The sequence below is a fragment of the Methylobacterium sp. Leaf93 genome (assembly GCF_001422345.1).
GTDB lineage: Bacteria > Pseudomonadota > Alphaproteobacteria > Rhizobiales > Beijerinckiaceae > Methylobacterium > Methylobacterium bullatum.
The window spans coordinates 433,892-450,663 of sequence record NZ_LMMS01000012.1; the positions used below are offsets into that span (position 1 = coordinate 433,892).

General features: G+C 68.3%; 17 protein-coding genes. 6 read left to right on the forward strand and 11 right to left on the reverse strand.

Annotation, left to right across the window (positions count from 1 at the left end; translation table 11 throughout):
* Positions 1-446 precede the first annotated feature (446 nt).
* Positions 447-1,595, forward strand: coding sequence for a YcxB family protein (locus ASF26_RS10595; protein WP_056253109.1), 1,149 nt, complete (start codon positions 447-449; stop codon positions 1,593-1,595).
* Complete coding sequence (locus ASF26_RS10600; protein WP_056253113.1) at positions 1,592-2,194, forward strand: hypothetical protein; 603 nt, start codon at positions 1,592-1,594, stop codon at positions 2,192-2,194. Before ASF26_RS10595 ends, ASF26_RS10600 begins: the two co-directional genes overlap by 4 nt.
* 102 nt (positions 2,195-2,296) lie before the next feature.
* On the opposite strand, the gene ASF26_RS10605 is transcribed toward ASF26_RS10600, so the two are convergent.
* The 5 genes from ASF26_RS10605 to ASF26_RS10625 all read right to left on the reverse strand — a co-directional run bounded on the left by ASF26_RS10605 (position 2,297) and on the right by ASF26_RS10625 (position 6,532).
* Entirely contained in the window at positions 2,297-3,310 is a 1,014-nt protein-coding gene (locus ASF26_RS10605) for an NrtA/SsuA/CpmA family ABC transporter substrate-binding protein (protein WP_056253117.1), read from the reverse strand.
* A 34-nt stretch (positions 3,311-3,344) separates the two neighbouring features.
* Positions 3,345-4,079, reverse strand: a complete 735-nt coding sequence (locus tag ASF26_RS10610) for an ABC transporter ATP-binding protein (RefSeq protein WP_056253120.1) — start codon at positions 4,077-4,079, stop codon at positions 3,345-3,347.
* Entirely contained in the window at positions 4,076-4,795 is a 720-nt protein-coding gene (locus ASF26_RS10615; RefSeq protein ID WP_056253446.1) for an ABC transporter permease subunit, read from the reverse strand. Before ASF26_RS10615 ends, ASF26_RS10610 begins: the two co-directional genes overlap by 4 nt.
* A 211-nt stretch (positions 4,796-5,006) precedes the next feature.
* Positions 5,007-5,969 carry a sulfonate ABC transporter substrate-binding protein gene (locus ASF26_RS10620; protein ID WP_056253124.1) on the reverse strand — a complete coding sequence of 321 codons (963 nt, stop codon included), beginning with the start codon at positions 5,967-5,969 and terminating at the stop codon, positions 5,007-5,009.
* Entirely contained in the window at positions 5,966-6,532 is a 567-nt protein-coding gene (locus ASF26_RS10625) for an OsmC family protein (protein ID WP_056253129.1), read from the reverse strand. The genes ASF26_RS10620 and ASF26_RS10625 overlap by 4 nt, the downstream gene beginning before the upstream one ends.
* 410 nt (positions 6,533-6,942) lie before the next feature.
* Here ASF26_RS10625 and ASF26_RS10630 point away from each other — a divergent pair, with 410 nt between their 5' ends.
* Both ASF26_RS10630 and ASF26_RS10635 read left to right on the forward strand, forming a co-directional pair.
* Positions 6,943-8,061: an MBL fold metallo-hydrolase gene (locus ASF26_RS10630; RefSeq protein WP_056253134.1), complete on the forward strand. Its 1,119-nt coding sequence runs from the start codon at positions 6,943-6,945 to the stop codon at positions 8,059-8,061.
* Positions 8,054-8,683 (forward strand): SCO family protein, encoded by a 630-nt coding sequence (locus tag ASF26_RS10635; protein ID WP_244475892.1) that lies wholly within the window; start codon positions 8,054-8,056, stop codon positions 8,681-8,683. Before ASF26_RS10630 ends, ASF26_RS10635 begins: the two co-directional genes overlap by 8 nt.
* Positions 8,684-8,699: 16 nt before the next feature.
* Here ASF26_RS10635 and ASF26_RS10640 read toward each other — a convergent pair whose 3' ends face one another.
* The 5 genes from ASF26_RS10640 to ASF26_RS10660 all read right to left on the reverse strand — a co-directional run bounded on the left by ASF26_RS10640 (position 8,700) and on the right by ASF26_RS10660 (position 13,627).
* Positions 8,700-9,590, reverse strand: a complete 891-nt coding sequence (locus ASF26_RS10640) for an ABC transporter permease (RefSeq protein ID WP_056253137.1) — start codon at positions 9,588-9,590, stop codon at positions 8,700-8,702.
* Positions 9,587-10,492 (reverse strand): ABC transporter ATP-binding protein, encoded by a 906-nt coding sequence (locus ASF26_RS10645; protein WP_056253140.1) that lies wholly within the window; start codon positions 10,490-10,492, stop codon positions 9,587-9,589. The genes ASF26_RS10640 and ASF26_RS10645 overlap by 4 nt, the downstream gene beginning before the upstream one ends.
* 11 nt (positions 10,493-10,503) lie before the next feature.
* Entirely contained in the window at positions 10,504-11,535 is a 1,032-nt protein-coding gene (locus tag ASF26_RS10650; protein ID WP_056253146.1) for an ABC transporter substrate-binding protein, read from the reverse strand.
* A 315-nt stretch (positions 11,536-11,850) separates the two neighbouring features.
* Positions 11,851-12,516 carry a methionine ABC transporter permease gene (locus ASF26_RS10655; protein ID WP_056253149.1) on the reverse strand — a complete coding sequence of 222 codons (666 nt, stop codon included), beginning with the start codon at positions 12,514-12,516 and terminating at the stop codon, positions 11,851-11,853.
* Positions 12,506-13,627 (reverse strand): methionine ABC transporter ATP-binding protein, encoded by a 1,122-nt coding sequence (locus ASF26_RS10660; RefSeq protein ID WP_082477582.1) that lies wholly within the window; start codon positions 13,625-13,627, stop codon positions 12,506-12,508. Before ASF26_RS10660 ends, ASF26_RS10655 begins: the two co-directional genes overlap by 11 nt.
* Before the next feature lie 466 nt (positions 13,628-14,093).
* Here ASF26_RS10660 and soxC point away from each other — a divergent pair, with 466 nt between their 5' ends.
* Together soxC and ASF26_RS10670 are read left to right on the forward strand one after the other, a co-directional pair.
* A complete protein-coding gene (soxC, locus tag ASF26_RS10665) occupies positions 14,094-15,347 on the forward strand; it encodes a sulfite dehydrogenase (protein ID WP_056253156.1) in 1,254 nt (417 codons plus the stop codon).
* Positions 15,337-15,945, forward strand: coding sequence for a c-type cytochrome (locus ASF26_RS10670; protein ID WP_082477583.1), 609 nt, complete (start codon positions 15,337-15,339; stop codon positions 15,943-15,945). Before soxC ends, ASF26_RS10670 begins: the two co-directional genes overlap by 11 nt.
* On the opposite strand, the gene ASF26_RS10675 is transcribed toward ASF26_RS10670, so the two are convergent.
* Complete coding sequence (locus tag ASF26_RS10675) at positions 15,909-16,706, reverse strand: MetQ/NlpA family ABC transporter substrate-binding protein (RefSeq protein ID WP_056253159.1); 798 nt, start codon at positions 16,704-16,706, stop codon at positions 15,909-15,911. The two genes, ASF26_RS10670 and ASF26_RS10675, sit on opposite strands and share 37 nt — an antisense overlap.
* Positions 16,707-16,772 lie beyond the last annotated feature (66 nt).

Below are 16,772 nucleotides of genomic sequence, written 5' to 3' on the forward strand. Positions count from 1 at the left end.
CGACGCGGCCCTTCGGACCGCTCGGTTGAGGAGGAAATTCGCCTGCGGCCCGGTCTCGTCGGATCGGGCCTCGCACGCTCGCGTGTCGTCACGCCCGAAAGCGGCCGCCGGCGGCAAATACGGCGCGCGGGCGTTCGAATCCCGCGATGCTCTCAACCACCCCGTGTCGTCAGCGGTTGTCTCAGCCGCCCGGTCCGGGCACGATGGAGGACTGCCGGACCTGTGCGGGTCCGCATTGGCATTTGGAGCGTCGCAGGTTTTCGGCCGCACAACCAGCGATCACTTTTGCGAAACCCGCGTAGCGCCATGAGCGCGCGCCGCGCGTCGTAGGAGATGCAACCCTGCCCGTCGTCCCATCCATTTCGGCACGTCCGCTATCCCCCGGCGCGCCCCTCGTCTTCGCCGCCCCGCTTCGCTTCACCCATCGACTCGCCGGCATCGCCTGGATGCACCGACCTCGCTCGGCGGCATTCCGGCGGCGTATCCTGACGGTCGGACTACCCGCGCTATGGTTCTTCGCCCTGCTCGGCTTCGTCTCGACCTGGGCGACGGAGGGTGGCCGTAAAGGCAAGACCATGTCCGGGTTTCTGCAGGACCTCCCCGACCTGTCGCTCTGGCCGCTGGCCGCGCTCCTCGCGGTCGTGACACTCGCCTGCCTCACCCTTCACGCGGCCTACCCGTGGCTGCTGCAGCAGCGGCTCGTCGCCGCGATCGGCCCCCCCGGCGAAGACACGCCCGTGCCGATGACCTACCGCTTCGACGATGCCGGGATCACGCAGACGAGTGCGGATCTGGAGGCTTTCCTGCCCTGGCATCTCATCAAGGGGCTGGACGAGGACCGTCTCCACCTCTTCGTCCTGACGGATGTCGAGGGCGAACCCATCGTCCTCGCCAAGGCCGATCTCACGACGGCGCAGGCCGACGGCGTTCGGGCCTGGACCGCCGCCGGGCGGCCCTTGTCGCCCCACCCGCCCGACGACACCGATCCCTTCGCCGACGAAGCCGGGGATGCGGTGCGCATCGCCTTCACGCTCACGGCGGAGGATCGGGCGGCGCTCGTGACCAGGACCCTCGACCGGCCGGCGATGCGGCGAGCACGGATGCGCGGGGCAGTGCTGCTCTTCGTCGGTCTGAGCCTGCTCGTTCCCGGCATCGTCGCCTTCGTCTGGGCGGTGGACCCCTACCGCGTCCCGTTCTCCATCGCGTTCCCGCTCTTCCTCGAGATGGCGGGAACCGATTTCCTGAAGCCGGCCATAGGGGCCGCGGCGGTGGTCCTGCTCGTCCTCGCGCTCGGTCCCTGGAACCGTCGCTGGGCGGCGCGCGAGCTCGGACGGGATCTCGCGAGGGAGGCACGGCCCGGCACGTCCTATGCCCATGCCGACGCCCGGGGCCTCTCGGTCGCCCAAGGAGGAGCCTGGGCACGCCTCGGCTGGACGAACTTCCGGGGCTGCGAGCGCCTGGGCGAGCTCATCGTCCTGCCGATGCGCTGGGGCAGCGTATTGCCACTCCCGACACGCGCCTTCGATCCGGACGCACTCGCCCGTTTCGAGGCGCTCGCGGCGCGCCATCTGCTTTCGGACGGCGGACCGTCATGAGCCGTGCTCCGAAACGCCGCTCCGGCTGGCTCGCCCTCGCATGCGTGTTCCCGGCACTGACCGTCGCGGGAGCGGCCTGGGGCGGGGAGACCGCGAGGACACGGACGGTCCGTCTGGACCAGGGCTTCGTCATCGATATCCCGGAGGGATGGACCCTGGAAGATCCCGCCGAGGCGACCGGTGACGCCACGGGCCGGATGACCGTGCGTCTCGTCTGCGGCACGCTCTCCTGCAAGCGCACCCTGGAGGTCTGCACCCTGTTCCTGAGACGCGATCCCGTCGGAGACGACGGCGACGACACGGCCCGTCTCGACGGGCTCTACGCCTCGCCCACCTCCCGCTACACCCGCATCCGCAGCGCCCTGAAAAGCACGAGCAAGGACGCGACGTTGCGCGGCGAATTCGGCAAGGTGCGGTTCGGGACACGCCTCTGGTACGCCGTGGAGACACAGGCCGCGAACCGCTTCAAGTCTGGGCTGTTCGCCGCGACGGTGATCGACGGTCGCTATCTCGGGGCGATCTGCAAGACCTGCGAGACGGGCGAGATCCGTCACGAAGCCGCCCGCGCGCTGCTCGGGAGTGCGAGACGTTCGGAATAGGTCCGGCCGACGGGAAGCATCGGCTCCCGGCCCGTTCCAGTGAGATACGAGGTCCGCCGCTGGGACGCGAGGACCGGGGCCTGCCACGGGGTGACGATCCCGTCAGACCCGGACGAGGTGATCGGTGACGGTCACCGGCTCGGGCAGGACCTTGCGCGTGACCAGCCATTCGGCCGCCTTCTGGAGCTCCGATAGGAAGGCCTGATCGTCCGTCGCGTAGAGCTTGTACTGCTTGCGCAGGCCGATGAAGTGGTCGCGCACCCGGTCACTGTAGCCCGCCTTGGCCTGTGTGAGCCGCTCGGCCTCTTCCGTGTTCGCGGACGCCCAATCGGCGTCGTTCTTCAGCGCCGCATGGAAGGCGCGGACGAGATCGGGGTTCTTCGCGACGTAATCCCGGCGCGTCAGGTAGGAGGTGAAATCGATCTGGAAGGGCAGGTCGCGCTCTTCGAGGAAGATGTCGTGGGCCTTGTAGTCGAAGCGGGCGATGTCCACGCCGGGGCTCCACATCGACCACGCATCAACCTTGCCGGAGGCCAGCGCCGGGGCGGCATCGGGCGGGTTGAGATAGACGAACTTGACCTTGGACCGGTCGATGCCGTGCTTCTCCAGCGCCGCCACCACCAGAAACTCGCCGAGCCCCGACCGGTTCACCGCCACAGACTTGCCGACGAGATCCTCGACCTTGTCGATGCCGGACCCGTCCTTGGCGATGATGGCCGTGGTGCGCGGGCTGTAGATGAGGAACTGGGTGAAGACCAGCGGCGAGCCGGCGGAGATGGCGGCGAGCGCCGGGGTCGTGCTGCCGCCGAAGCTGAAATCGGCGGTGCCGCCGGTGACCGCCTGGAGGGTCGGCGCGTGGTTGGGGAACGGGCCGACCCATTCCACCTTGATCCCGTCTTTGGCGAGCGTCTTCACCAACTCGCCGCGCTCCTTGGCGATGAAGGTGAGGCCGGTATAGCCCCAGGTCAGGCGCAGCGTGTCGGTCGTGCGGCCGGTGGCGGCAGCGGCCGAATGGCCCGCGAGACCACCAGCGAGGGCACCGGCACCGAGCAGGGACGTCTCGAGGAAACGGCGGCGGGAGGGGCCGGAGGACGGGGAGCGGAACGAGGTCGTCATGAGAGTCTCTGGTCGATCGACTACGAGGGAGAGTTCAGGCGGGCTCGGCTTCGGCGTGAACGCCGAGTTCGGCGAGGAGGCGGAGGCGGAGGGCCACCCGATCACCGGAGCCGTCGAGCCGGTGCTCGGCGGCGATGATCCCCGCCCGCATCACCAGCACGCGGTCGGCAAGCGAGATGGCCTCGTCGACATCGTGGGTGACGAGGAGAACGCCCGGCCGGTGGCGGGCCACGAGTTCCTTGACGAGCCCGTGCATGCGGATGCGGGTCAGCGCGTCGAGGGCCGCGAAAGGCTCGTCGAGCAGCAGCAGTTCCGGCTCCTGCACGAGCGCGCGGGCCAGGGCCACGCGCTGGGCCTGACCGCCGGAGAGATTGCGCGGCCAATCGTCGAGGCGGTGTCCGAGCCCGACCTCGGAGAGCGCGGCGGCGGCGCGCTCCCGAGCCCCCTGGTCCGGCAGGCCCAGCGCCACGTTCCGCCAGAGGCTGTCCCACGGCAGCAGCCGATGCTCCTGGAAGACGACGGCGGCCTCTCCGGGCGCGTCGATGCGGCCATGCTCGACGGGATCGAGCCCGGCCAGGGCCCGCAGCAGGGTCGTCTTGCCGCAACCGCTCTCGCCCAGCAGGGCGACGAATTCACCGCGCTCGATGACGAGGTTCAGACCGTCGATGACGACGCGTTTGCCGTAGGCGCGGGTGAGGTCGGTGACGACGACGGCGGGACGCGAGGGAGGGTACGCGGCGACAGCGCTTCCGGCCTGGGCGCGGCTCATCGGCGGTCCCCGTAATTCGGGTGCCAGGCGAGGAGCGAACGCTCCAGGTGCCGGGCGATGGAATCGGCGGCGATGCCGATCAGCGCATAGAGCACGATGGCGAGGACGATCACGTCGGTGCGCAGAAATTCGCGGGCATCCATCGCGAGGAAACCGAGTCCGGATTGCGCGCCGATCGTCTCGGCCACCACCAGGGCGAGCCAGGCCGTCGCCAGGGCATAGCGGATGCCCGTGAGGATCGAGGGCAGGGCACCGGGCAGGATGATGCGGCGGATCAGCTGGATCGGAGAGAGGTTCCGGACCCGGCCGAGTTCGACGAGCTTCGGGTCCACCTGCCGGATGCCGAGCACGGTGTTGATGTAGATCGGAAAGGCGACCCCGAGCGCCACGAGGAAGATCTTCTGGCTCTCGCCGACGCCGAACCACACGATGACCAGGGGCAGCAGGGCGAGGAACGGGATGGCGCGGATCATCTGGACGCTCCGGTCGATGGCGGCCTCCGCGAGACGGGAGAACCCGACCAGGGTGCCGAGCGCGAAACCGATGCCGCCGCCGATGGCAAAGCCCACCGCCGCGCGCAGCAGGCTGGTGCCGAGATCGATGAGCAGCGAACCGTTCAGCGTCAGCTTCCAGGCGGTCGCCAGAACCTTGCTCGGCGCCGGAAGCACCTGCGGCGAGATCCAGCCGGCACGGGCGAGGACTTCCCAGGCCACCACGAGGGCGACGGGGGCGAGCCACGAGACGACGAAGAGACCGTAGGGGCCGAACCCGGCCTGGACCGGCTGGCGTGAGAGGGAGGGAGAGGGGGAAACGGCCTTGGGCGGCACCCGCCGGGGCGGGGCGCCCGCTCCCGGCAGGGTCAGACTCGCGAGGGGGTCGAGGGTGGTCACGTTGGCGGGGCTCCAAGGGGCTTGCAGGTCGAGGGGATCAGGTGCGCGGCGGGGTCCAGACGGCGTCGCGCACCTGGATGGCGCGGGGGATGAGCCCGAGACGGTGGAAGCGGTCGGCCGTCGCCTGCTGCCCCGACAGGATCGCGTCGGTGAGGGGCCGGACCCCGAACTGGGTGCGGTCCGCCGCGACCTTCTGGATCTCGTAGGGGATGCCCGTCACGGCGTTCAGCGCCTTGGCCACCTCGTCGCGGTGCCCGTCGGCCCAGGCGGCAGCCTCGGTGAGACCCGCCAGGCTATGGACGATGACGCCGGGATGCTTGTCGGCGAAGGTCTTGTTGGCCAGGAAATAGGCCGACACGTCGAGGGTCTGGCCGGAGGTCGCCAGGATTCTGGTCTTGCTCCGCGCCTGCCCGACGGCGAAGTAGGGATCCCAGATCGCCCACGCGTCGACGCTGTCGTTGGCGAAGGCCGAGCCGGCATCCGCCGGCGTCAGGTAGGCGGGCACGATGTCCGCGAAGGTCAGGCCGGCCTTCTCCAGAGCGGCGATGATGAGGTTGTGCGCGCTCGTGCCGCGACCGAACGCGACCTTCTTGCCCTTCAGGTCGGCGACCGACCGGATCGGCGAGGCCTCCTTCACCAGGATCGCCTCGCCGTCGCCGGAGGGCGCCGAAGCGCTGACATAGACGAGGTTGCCGCCCGCCGCCTGCGAGAAGATCGGCGGCGCGTCGCCGGTATAGCCGAAATCGATGCTGCCCGCGCTCAAGGCTTCGAGCAGGGGAGGCCCGGCCTGGAACTCGACCCACTGCACCTTGGTCCCCTGCGCGGCGAGGCGCTTCTCGATCACCCCCTGCTGCCGCGCGACGACGATGAGTCCGATCTTCTGGTAGCCGATTCGGAACTCCTTCGGCGCCGTCTCCTGGGCGACCGCCCCGGTGAGGGCGGCGAGGCTGGCTCCGAGCGCGAAGAGCAGGCTCGGCACGCGGCGTCTGGTGATCGTCACGGATTGATCTCCTTAAGGTCTGCATCCGCCCGGCCAACCGGTGCGGCATTGGTGAAGCGTCCGCTCACGTCCTGCGGCAGGCGCAAGAGGTTGAGGATGGGGCAGGCCGTCTCGACCCGCGCGTGAAGCGCCGCGATCCGGGCCGGATCGGCCGGTGAATCGAGACGCACCTCGTAGGACAGGTCGTGCGGATGGACGGGGACGTCCTCGTACCCCTCCGCGCCGGCACGGGGATCGAAGGTGGCCGAGACCTCCACCTCCAGCGACGTGATCGGCACGTCCTGAAGCGCGGCCTGGATCAGCACCGTATGCGCGAGGCACGACCCGAGAACCCCGAGTTGCAGTTCCGGCGAACTCGGCCCGAGATCGAAGCCCGCGAGATCGGGGCCGCTGTCGCTGACGATGGCGTGCCGGCGGATTCCGATCCGGCGCACGCCGCTGCCGCCCTCCACAGTCGCCCGCGCCGCCAGGGACACGGCAGAGACCTCGCCTTCGCGGATTCGCCGGGTGCGGAGGTCGAGCGTGCGACGCTTCGCCCCGAGATACGAGTCTATGTCGCCCATCGGCCCGCCGTCTCTTGGATGATGAACCAGGCAGCCCCGTCTTCGTCTTGTGAAGACGTTTGTATAGTCCGGCGGAGACAGAATGAGCTTCCGTTGTTCTTGCAAAGGTGGGAACGCTCTTCCGACTCACGCGTGCGCCCTAGCTTTTCCTTGCCTTCGCCCCGCACCGAGACGCGCGGCGCTCCGTCCGCAGGCGGGAGGCAGGCGACGTGCATGTGCCCCCCCTGCTGACGCGGAGCGTCGCCCATGCGGCGGGATCACATTCCCATGGATTGAAATTCTATGAACTTTATCGAATACAGAACGAACACCTTCGCTGTCATGGAAATACAGAATACCTACCGGGACAAGCTCGGCTATAAAGGACATTATAGAGAGACATGCGCCGTCTTGGCGTCACGGAGGATGGTATGGCCGGAGAGATCGACAGGCGCGGCTTCCTGAGGGCTTCGGCGGCCTTCGCCGCGAGCGCGACCGCGGGGTTCTCCTGCATCGAGATCGCGAACGCCGCGGGCATCGAGGTGCCGACGGTGGACAGGCTCAGCCTGCGCGTGCTGATCGATTCCTCCCACGACCAGTTCCTCAAGCCGGCGACGGTGCAGGGCGTCGTGCATCAACCGCCCGGCAACGGGCGCGGCAGCGACTACCGCAAGGTCCTCCACAACCAATGGGGCCTGTCGCTCTTCGCGGAATCCCAGCGTGCGAACGAGGCGCGCACGATTCTGCTCGATTTCGGCTACAGCCCCGACGCGCTCCTGAACAACATCGAGATCCTGCAGGTCGACCCGTCCAGGATCGACGCCCTCATCGTCAGCCACGGCCATCACGACCATTACGGTGGCCTCAACGGCTTCCTGGAGAAGTACCGCGCCTCGCTCCCCGCCGACCTGACCCTCTATGCCGGCGGCGAGGACAATTTCTGCCACCGCGTCAGCCCGAGCAAGGTGCAGGGGCAGTTCACGGATTTCGGCCAGCTCGACCGGCGCGAACTGACGGCGCAGAAGATCAGGACCGTCCTGTGCGAGACGCCCACGGTGGTGGCCGGGCACGCTTTCACCACGGGCCAGATCAAGCGATCCTCCATCGAGCGCATCCTGCCCAACACCTTCGTGGAACGCGGCATCAAGGACGGCCTCGGCTGCGATGCCAGCCATTATTCGCCCGCCGAACTGCAGGGGCAGATCGTTCCCGACGAGCATGTCCACGAACACGCCACCTGCTTCAACGTGAAGGGCAAGGGCCTCGTTGTCATCAGTTCCTGCGGCCATGTAGGGATCGTCAATTCGGTGCGGCAGGCGCAGGCCGTCTCGGGTGTCGACAAGGTCCACGCCATCGTCGGAGGGTTCCATCTCGGGCCGGCGCCGAAGGACTATCTCACCCAGATCGTCGCCGAGATCCGCAAGCTCGACCCTGACGTGGTCATCCCGATGCATTGCAGCGGCCTCAACTTCGCGCTGGAAGCCCAGGCGCAGATGCCCGCCAACGTGATCGTGACGACCACGGGCAGCCGCCTCACCTTCGGTGCGTAGGTCCAAAGCCGCGGCGCTCGTCCTGTCGCTCCTGGCCTCGCACCCCATGGTGCCGGCCAAAGCCGCGGAGCCGGCGCGACGCTCGGCGGCGGAGTTGATGGACGTGCTGATGTGGAACCGCGAGCCGGTGGGCGGGCCCTTCACCCTGGTCGATCACGAGGGGCGCAAGCGCTCGGAGACCGACTTTCGCGGCAAGCTCCTCCTCGTCTATTTCGGCTACACCTCGTGCCCCGACATCTGCCCCACCGACCTCATGGAGATCGCCCGCGCGCTAACCCTGCTGGGCGCGGAGGCAGATTCGGTCCAGCCGCTGTTCGTCACCCTCGATCCGGAGCGGGACACCGTCGCGCATCTCGCCGAATACGTCCCGAACTTCTCGCCCCGGCTCGTCGGTCTGACGGGCGATTCCGCTTCCATCCGTCAGGCCGCTGATGCCTACCGGGTCTTCTTTGAAAGGGTCGTGGGCGCCAACGGCGAGATCACCATCGACCACTCCGCCTTCATCTACCTGATGGACCGGTCGGGGACCTATCTCGGCTTCTTCCCGCCGGGCACCTCGGCCGAGCGGATGCTCACGATCATCCGCCCCCATCTTTGGGACATGCCGGTTCCGCCGGGATGAACGACCGGCCCGACGATCATCGCGCCATGCCCCAGCGCCGCACGGTGAGTCGTTCGAAGGCCGCGAAGACCACGTTCTCGATGACGAGGCCGATGACGACGACGAGGACGAGGCCGGCGAAGACGCGGTCGGTGTAGAGTTCGTTGCGGTTCTGGAAGATGTACCAGCCAAGACCGCCGCGCCCCGAGGAGGCGCCGAAGACGAGCTCGGCCGCGATCAGCGTGCGCCAGGCGAAGGCCCAGCCGATCTTGAGGCCGGACAGGATCGCCGGCAGCGCGGCGGGGATGAGGATCTGGATCACGTAGGACGGGCCGCGCAGACCGTAGTTGCGCCCCGCCATCCGCAAGGTTTCGGGCACGCCCTGAAAGCCCGCATAGGTGTTGAGCGCCATCGGCCACAGCACCGAATGGATGAGGACGAAGATCAGGCTGCCGGACCCGAGGCCGAACCAGAGCAGGGCCAGCGGCAGCAGGGCGATGGCCGGCAGCGGGTTGAACATTGCCGTCAGGGTCGAGAGCAGATCGCGGCCGAACTGGGTCGAGACGGCGAGCGTCGTCAGCAGGAAGGCCAGGACGATGCCGGTGACGTAGCCCTGCAGCAGCACGACGAGGGAGATCCGCACCCGGTCCAGCAATTCACCGTTCACGAGGCCTTCCGCCAGGGCGGACATCGTGGCGCCGAAGCCGGGCAGCAGCAGGTCGTTGTCCTGCCAGCGCGCCAGCCCCTCCCAGACGAGGACGAGGGCGACGATGATCAGGCCCTTGCGCAGCCAATCCTGCTGCCAGAGCCGGGTCGAGAACGGCAGCACCCGTTCCACCGGGGCTTCCACGAAGGGGGCGAGCACATGGTCGTATTCCGGTCGGATCGGCGGCACGAGGGGCCGGCCCGCGAGAGTGGCATTGCTCATGCCGAAACCTCCGTGGATGCTTCGGGTTCGGGAGCAGTCTCGAACAGGCGGTTGTGCAGACGCTGCACCGCGCCCTGAAAATCGCGGCTCCCGATGCTGGTCAGATCGAACGCATGGCTGTTGATCTCGGCCCGCACACGGCCCGGATGGGGCGAGAGCAGCGCCACCCGGTTGCCGACCACCAGGGCCTCCTCGATGGAATGGGTGACGAAGAGCAAGGTGAAGCGGGCCTCGTCCCAGAGGGTCAGCAATTCCTCCTGCATCCGGCGCCGGGTCAGGGCGTCGAGGGCGGCGAAGGGCTCGTCCATCATCAGGACCTTCGGCTGCATCGCCAGCGCCCGGGCGATCGCCACGCGCTGCTTCATGCCACCCGAGAGCTGGTGCGGGTAGCTGTCGGCAAAGCGCGTCAGCCCGACCTTGTCGATGTAGTGCCGCGCCCGCTCGGCGGCCTCGCGCCGGCCGAGGGCACGGGCCGCGCGCAGGGGGAAGGCGACGTTCTGGGCCACCGTCTTCCAGGGCGGCAACTGGTCGAATTCCTGGAACACCACGATGCGGTCGGGGCCGGGCTCGCGAACCGGCACGCCGGCGAGGGTGATCTCCCCCTCCACGGGGCGGAGGAAGCCCGCCGCTGCCTTGAGAAGAGTGGACTTGCCGCAGCCGGACGGCCCGAGCAGGACGAAGCGGTCGCCCTGATGGATATCGAGGTCGATGCGATGGGTGGCGCGCACCACCCGCTCCGGCGTGCGGTATTCGAGGGTCACGCCCTTAATCCGCAACAGCGGCGATGCCTCGGCCGCGACGGGGGAATGGGCGCGCGCATCCTCACGCCGCGCAGATGACCATGCGCGGGGATCGGGAAGCCCCGTGATGGCGAAGTCGGAGCGGGGAGCCGTAGAGATCATCGCGTGCCGCCTCAGCTGCCGTTGCTGATGCGCGGGTCGTCGAAGAAGTAGTCGCCGATGGTCTTCGGCTCCGCCTTGATGGCGCCGACCCGGTGCATGAACGTGCCGAGGCCGAGCGTGTTCTCGGGCGTCACCTTGAAGGAGACGGCGGGGTTCTTGATGATCGTCGTCAGGAGCGCCGGGTCGATCTTGCTGCCGTTGATCCGAACGTAGATCTCGGCGGCTTTCTCCGGGTTCTGGGTGATGAACGTCGCGGCCTCGTCGAGGGCGCCCAGGAACGCCGTGTAGGTCTTCGGGCTGTCCTTGTAGAACTTCTCCGTGGCGTAGAGCACGGTGGAGGAGGCCGGCCCGCCCTGCACGTCATAGGAATTGAGCACGATCCGGGCCTTCGGGTTCTCGGCGAGTTCCTGCTCCTGGAAGGGCGGGTTGCCGAAATGGCCGGAGATCTCGGTGCCGCCCTTGATGATCGCGGCGGCGGCCTCGGGATGCGGGACCGCGACGCTGATCTTGTCGAGCTTGGCGAAATCCTTGTCGCCCCAGAGCTTCGCCGATGCCAGCTGCAGGATGCGCGACTGGACCGAGACGCCGACGGCCGGGACCGCGATGCGGTCCTTCTCGGTGAAGTCGGCGATGGTCTTCACGTCGGGATTGTTGGTCACGAGGTAGTAGGGGAAGTTGCCGAGCGACGCGACGCCCTTGACGTTCTGCCGTCCCCGGGTGCGGTCCCAGAGGGTGAAGAGCGGGCCGACACCGGCGCCGGCGATCTCGATATTGCCGGACAGCAGCGCATCGTTGACGGCCGAACCACCGGAGAGCTGGACATAGTCCACCTTGATGTCGAGGCCCGCCTGCTTGCCGTGCTTTTCGATGAGCTTCTGGTCTTCGACCACGTTGAGGAGCAGGTAGACCACGCCGAATTGCTTGGCGATGCGCAGTTGGCCCTCATTGGCGGCCGCAGGGCCGAGGCTCGCCAGGGAGAGGGCGAATCCACCCAGAAGAGCCGCAGCCTTCCGGGGCGAGAGGGAAAGGCGTCGGATCGTCATGAGGAAACCTGCTGTCGAACTCGGACGCGGGACGCGGAGCCGGGTAGAGAAAATCTCCTTCAAATCTGCTCGGCGGCGTCCCCGCCGTCAATGAAATCGTTCTCTTTATAGAACAGACAAAGGAGATGATCCATCTCTAGAACAGGCGAACCGTAGTCATTATCGAGCCCGTCGCAGCAATGCGAAGAATATTTCAGGCCGAGCGCTGATATGCCGGAGAACGTCGAATTATCTCCTCACGCCCGCCGTTCGTTATATGGGACATTGCGGGCGGATTATCGGGTGAGTGCCCTGACGAAACCTACAGGCGCGGGATCACGCCCGGCGGACGCGCCGGTTGAGCCGGCTGGCCAGACGCTCACCGACGGTCTGGACCGCCTGGACCAGCACGATCAGCACGACGACGACGGCCAGCATCATCTCGGGCCGGAAGCGCTGGTAGCCGTAGCGGATTCCGAGATCGCCCAGCCCACCGCCGCCGACGGCGCCGACCATGGCCGAGTAGCCGAGCAGCGACACCACCGCGAGGGTCAGGCCAAGGAGGATGCCGGGCAGCGCCTCCGGGATCAGCACCTTGCGGATGATGGTGAGCGGGCCGGCCCCGAAGGCGCGCGCCGCCTCCACCAGCCCGGCATCGACCTCGCGGATCGCCGCCTCCACGAGGCGGGCGATGAAGGGCGTCGCCGCCACCGTCAGCGGCACCGTGGCGGCCCACATCCCGATGGAAGTTCCGGCGATGAGGCGGGTGAAGGGGATGATGGCCACCACCAGAATGATGAAGGGCGTCGAGCGGGTGGCGTTGACGACGAGGCCCAGCACGCCGTTGAGCCAGGGCGCGGCGAGCAATTCCCCACGCCGGCTGGTCGCCAGGAAGACGCCCAGCGGAAGGCCGAACAGCGTGCACAGCACGGCCGCCACGGCCACCATGGACAGGGTGTCGCCGGTGGCCTGGAGCAGCAGGCGGATCATTTCAGGCGACACGGCGATCCTCCGCGCTGTGGGCCGGCAGGTAGCCGAGGAGATCGGAGACGAGGCCGTGTGCGTCGAGGAAGGCGCGGGCCCGGCCGACGACGTCCGGCCCCGCTTGCAGGCCCACCGTCAGTGAGCCGAAGGGTTGTCCGGCGATCTCGTCGACGGTGCCGGACAGGATGCTGGCTTCGATGCCGGTCTCTCGCGCGAGCCGCGCTATGATCGGGTCGTTGGCGTGAGGCCCGCGGAAAGCGATCCGCAGGACCGCCCTGCCTCCCGCGATCGGTCGGGTCTCGATCCCGGCGCGGAGTGCTGCCGGCAGGGTCAGCCCCATCTCCCCGGCCAGGAGTGTCCGCGTCATCTCCGCCTGCGGCCGGGTGAAGACCTCGAACACGCCGCCCTGCTCGACGATACGGCCCGCCTCCAGCACGGCGACGCGATCCGCCACGGCGCGGATCACCGACATCTCATGAGTGATGAGCACGATGGTGAGGCCGAGTTCGCGATTGATCCGGCGCAGCAGCGCCAGGATCGACCGTGTGGTCTCGGGATCGAGGGCGGACGTGGCCTCGTCGGAGAGGAGGACGCTCGGTCCCGTGGCGAGCGCGCGGGCGATGCCGACCCGCTGCTTCTGGCCGCCCGAGAGTTCGGCGGGGTAGCGGTCACGCTGCTCCTCCAACCCGGTCAGGGCCAGCAACTCCCCGACACGGGCGCGGATCGCGGCCTTGGCCCGGCCCTCGATCTCCAACGGCAGGGCGATGTTGCCCGAGACCGTGCGAGACGAGAGCAGGTTGAAGTGCTGGAAGATCATGCCGATGCGGCGCCGCACGTGGCGCAGCGCGCGCTCGTCGAGGGACGAGACTTCCGCATCCCCGACCTTGATCGTACCGGCGCTGGGGCGTTCCAGCCCGTTGATCAGACGGATCAGGCTCGACTTTCCGGCGCCCGACCGGCCGATCACCCCCAGCACCGAACCGGCCGTCACCGACAGGTCGATCCCGCTGAGCGCCGAGACATCGGCACCGTCGCGGGTGGCGTAGGTCTTCGCCACCTGCTCGAAACGGATCAGCGCATCCGGCGGCGGGACGGCATCGCCGACGCGGTCGATCTGAATTCCAGGCACTCGCCACACCTCATGCGCCCGGCACGCGCAGGTACCGAGCGGTCGAACGGAACGATGATCGTCTATGCTGCAATTCTACGAACTATACTTGGCGCAATCAATGGAATCGGCTGTCGAATCCTTCGCCCATCCAGCAAGATCGATCCCCGCACATCTATCACGAGAGAACGATCCTCCACGTCGCCCAGCATTCGGGCCGGGCCGAAGGCGCGGCGCCCGGCGCGGCAAACCCGGCGCCGCTCGATCGGCATGGCGCGATCCGGAAAAATCGCCCCTGGATATCCAGGGTCGATGGAAGATGTGTTCGCTTCTCTGCAAGAATTGAAAAATCCATGCCGTTGATTGCGAAGGCTAGACACGGTCCAATGAAGGACATCGAGAGAGACGAAGCTGCGCTCTTCTTTCGCCGTCACCCCCACGTCTCGCTTCGCGTTCTCGCGCGAACGCCCATTCGGACACCGTCCTCATGCCGTCTGACACATCGCGCGCACCGCGCCGGTCTTCGAGCCGGCGCGGCTTCCTTCGGCTAGCCGGCGGCGCGGCGGGCGGGATCGCCACCGCCGCCCACGCCCTGGATACCGGCGATCCCCTGGCCGTTCCCGAATGGAGCCGCACGCCCGGAGCGCCGTCCGCATCGCCGCCCTATGGACAACCATCGCCCTACGAAGTTCTAGGCCGGAAATCGCGGACGCCGCCGGCTTTTCCCGGCGCCTCCTCCACCGGCACGCCGCTTCAGCACCTGCACGGCATCATCACGCCCAATGGGCTGCATTTCGAGCGCCACCATGCCGGTGTCCCGGCCATCGACCCGGAGCGCCACCGGCTGGCAATCCACGGCCTCGTGGAACGGCCCCTCGTCCTCACCATGGACGATCTCGTACGGATGCCGTCGGTCTCGCGCATCCATTTCCTCGAATGCTCGGGCAACACGCCGTGGCTCGGGGCCAAGCCGGGCTGGACCATCCAGGAAAGCCACGGTCTCCTCTCCTGCGCCGAATGGACCGGGGTTGAACTGGCGACCCTGCTCGACGAAGTCGGGGTGAAGCCCGGCGCCGCATGGATCCTGGCGGAGGGCGCGGACGCCGCCGGGATGACCCGGAGCATTCCCCTCGACCTCGCGCGGGACGGCGCGATCCTGGCCTATGCCCAGAACGGGGAGCGGCTCCGCCCGGAACAGGGCTACCCCCTGCGGCTGTTCGTACCGGGGGTCGAGGGGAATCTCAGCATCAAGTGGCTGCGCCGGCTTAAAGTCGGGGACCAGCCGTTCCAGACCCGCGAGGAAACCTCGAAATACACGGACCTGATGCCGGACGGGTCGGCACGGCAGTTCACCTTCGCGATGGAAGCCAAATCCGTCATCACCACGCCGTCGGGCGGCGAACAGTTGCGCACGCCCGGTTTTCGCGAGATCCGCGGCCTCGCCTGGACGGGGCGCGGCCGCATCGCGGGTGTCGAGGTCTCCACCGATGGCGGTGCGCGCTGGCAGGCGGCCGCCCTGGAGGGTCCGATCCTGCCCAGATGCCTCACCCGGTTCCGGCTCCCTTGGCGCTGGGAGGGCGGCCCGGCGCATCTCCTCAGCCGCGCAACCGACGAGACGGGCTACGTCCAGCCGTCGCGCGCGGCTTTGGTCTCGGTGCGGGGCACCCAATCCTTCTACCACAACAACGGAATTGCCGGCTGGCACATCGCCGCCGAGGGAGGCGTGAGCCATGCGGTTTAGCGGTCTCGGCCTTCTCGCCTGCCTGACGGCGACGGGCGCCGCCCTGGCGGACCCGTCCGGGCCCGTCTCCCTCCCTGGCAACGGGCTCGGCCCTCTGGCGATCGGGCAGCCGGCGAGCCAAAGCATCCTCGCCCTGTGGGACATCGACGTGCGGGCCGACGGGCAGGGCCTGCCCGCCGGCCATGGCAACGTGCGCCAGGGGGAAGCCCTGTTCGGCGCGCGGTGCGCCGCCTGCCACGGGGCGCAGGGGGAGGGTGCATCCGCCGACAGGCTGATTGGCGGCCAGGGGACCCTCGCGACGGGCAAGCCGGTGCGGACGGTGGGCAGCTTCTGGCCCCATGCCACCACCCTGTTCGACTACATCCGCCGCGCCATGCCCTACGACGCGCCGCAATCCCTGAGCGCCGACGAGACCTACGCCCTCAGCGCCTATGTGCTGCATCTCAACGGCATCCTGCCGGAGGGAGCCGAACTCGATGCCGCCTCCCTGCCGAAGATACGGATGCCGAACCGGGACGGCTTCACCACGGACAGCCGCCCCGACGTACCGGCGCGCGCCGGTCAGGCGCCTCTCACGGGGATCACGGCGCCGCGATAGCGCTCGCGGATGAAGCCGGCGACCTCCGCCGATTGCAGGAGGGAGGAGAGCGTCAGGATGCGCGCATCCTGGGCCAGGCCTTGCGTCGTCACCAGCACGTTGGCGTAGGGGTTGCCCTCCGCCCGCTCCAGCCCGAGGGAATCCTTGGCGGGGTCGAGCCCGGATTCGAGGGCGTAGTTGCCGTTGATGACCGCGAGGGCGACGTCGTCGAGGGAGCGCGGCAATTGCGGCGGCGCCACCTCGACGAAGCTCAAGGATTTCGGGTTCTCGGCGATGTCGCCCGCCGTGGCGAAGGTGCCGTCGCCGCCGGGCCGAAGACGGATGAGGCCGTTCTCCTGCAGGAGTTTCAAGCCGCGACTGAAATTGGTGACGTTGTTGGACAGGGCGACGGTCGCCCCCTTCGCCAGGTCGGCGAGGCCGCGGACGCGGCGCGAATAGAGCCCGAGGGGCTCCACATGCACGCTCGCCGTCACGGCGAAGCGAGTGCCGAGTTCGGCCTCCTCGCTGCGCAGATACGGCACGTGCTGGAAGAAGTTGGCGTCGGCGTCGCCGTCGATGACGAGGCGGTTCGGGCGGATGTCCCCGCTGATCTCGATGATCCGCAGGGGCAGGTCCGGAGCGAGCTTGTCCTGGACGTAAGTCAGGATCTCGGCATGCGGCACCGAGGAGGCGACCACCTTGAGCGGTGCCGCCGCCCGGGCCGTGGAGGCCGTGAGCAGGGCGAGGGTTCCGCCCAGCAGGGCGCGACGGTTCAGGGGCATGGAGGGTCTCTCTGTTCGGGAGTGCCTGAGCAACCGCATCCGAGCGACGTGCAGGGCTCGTCCGGA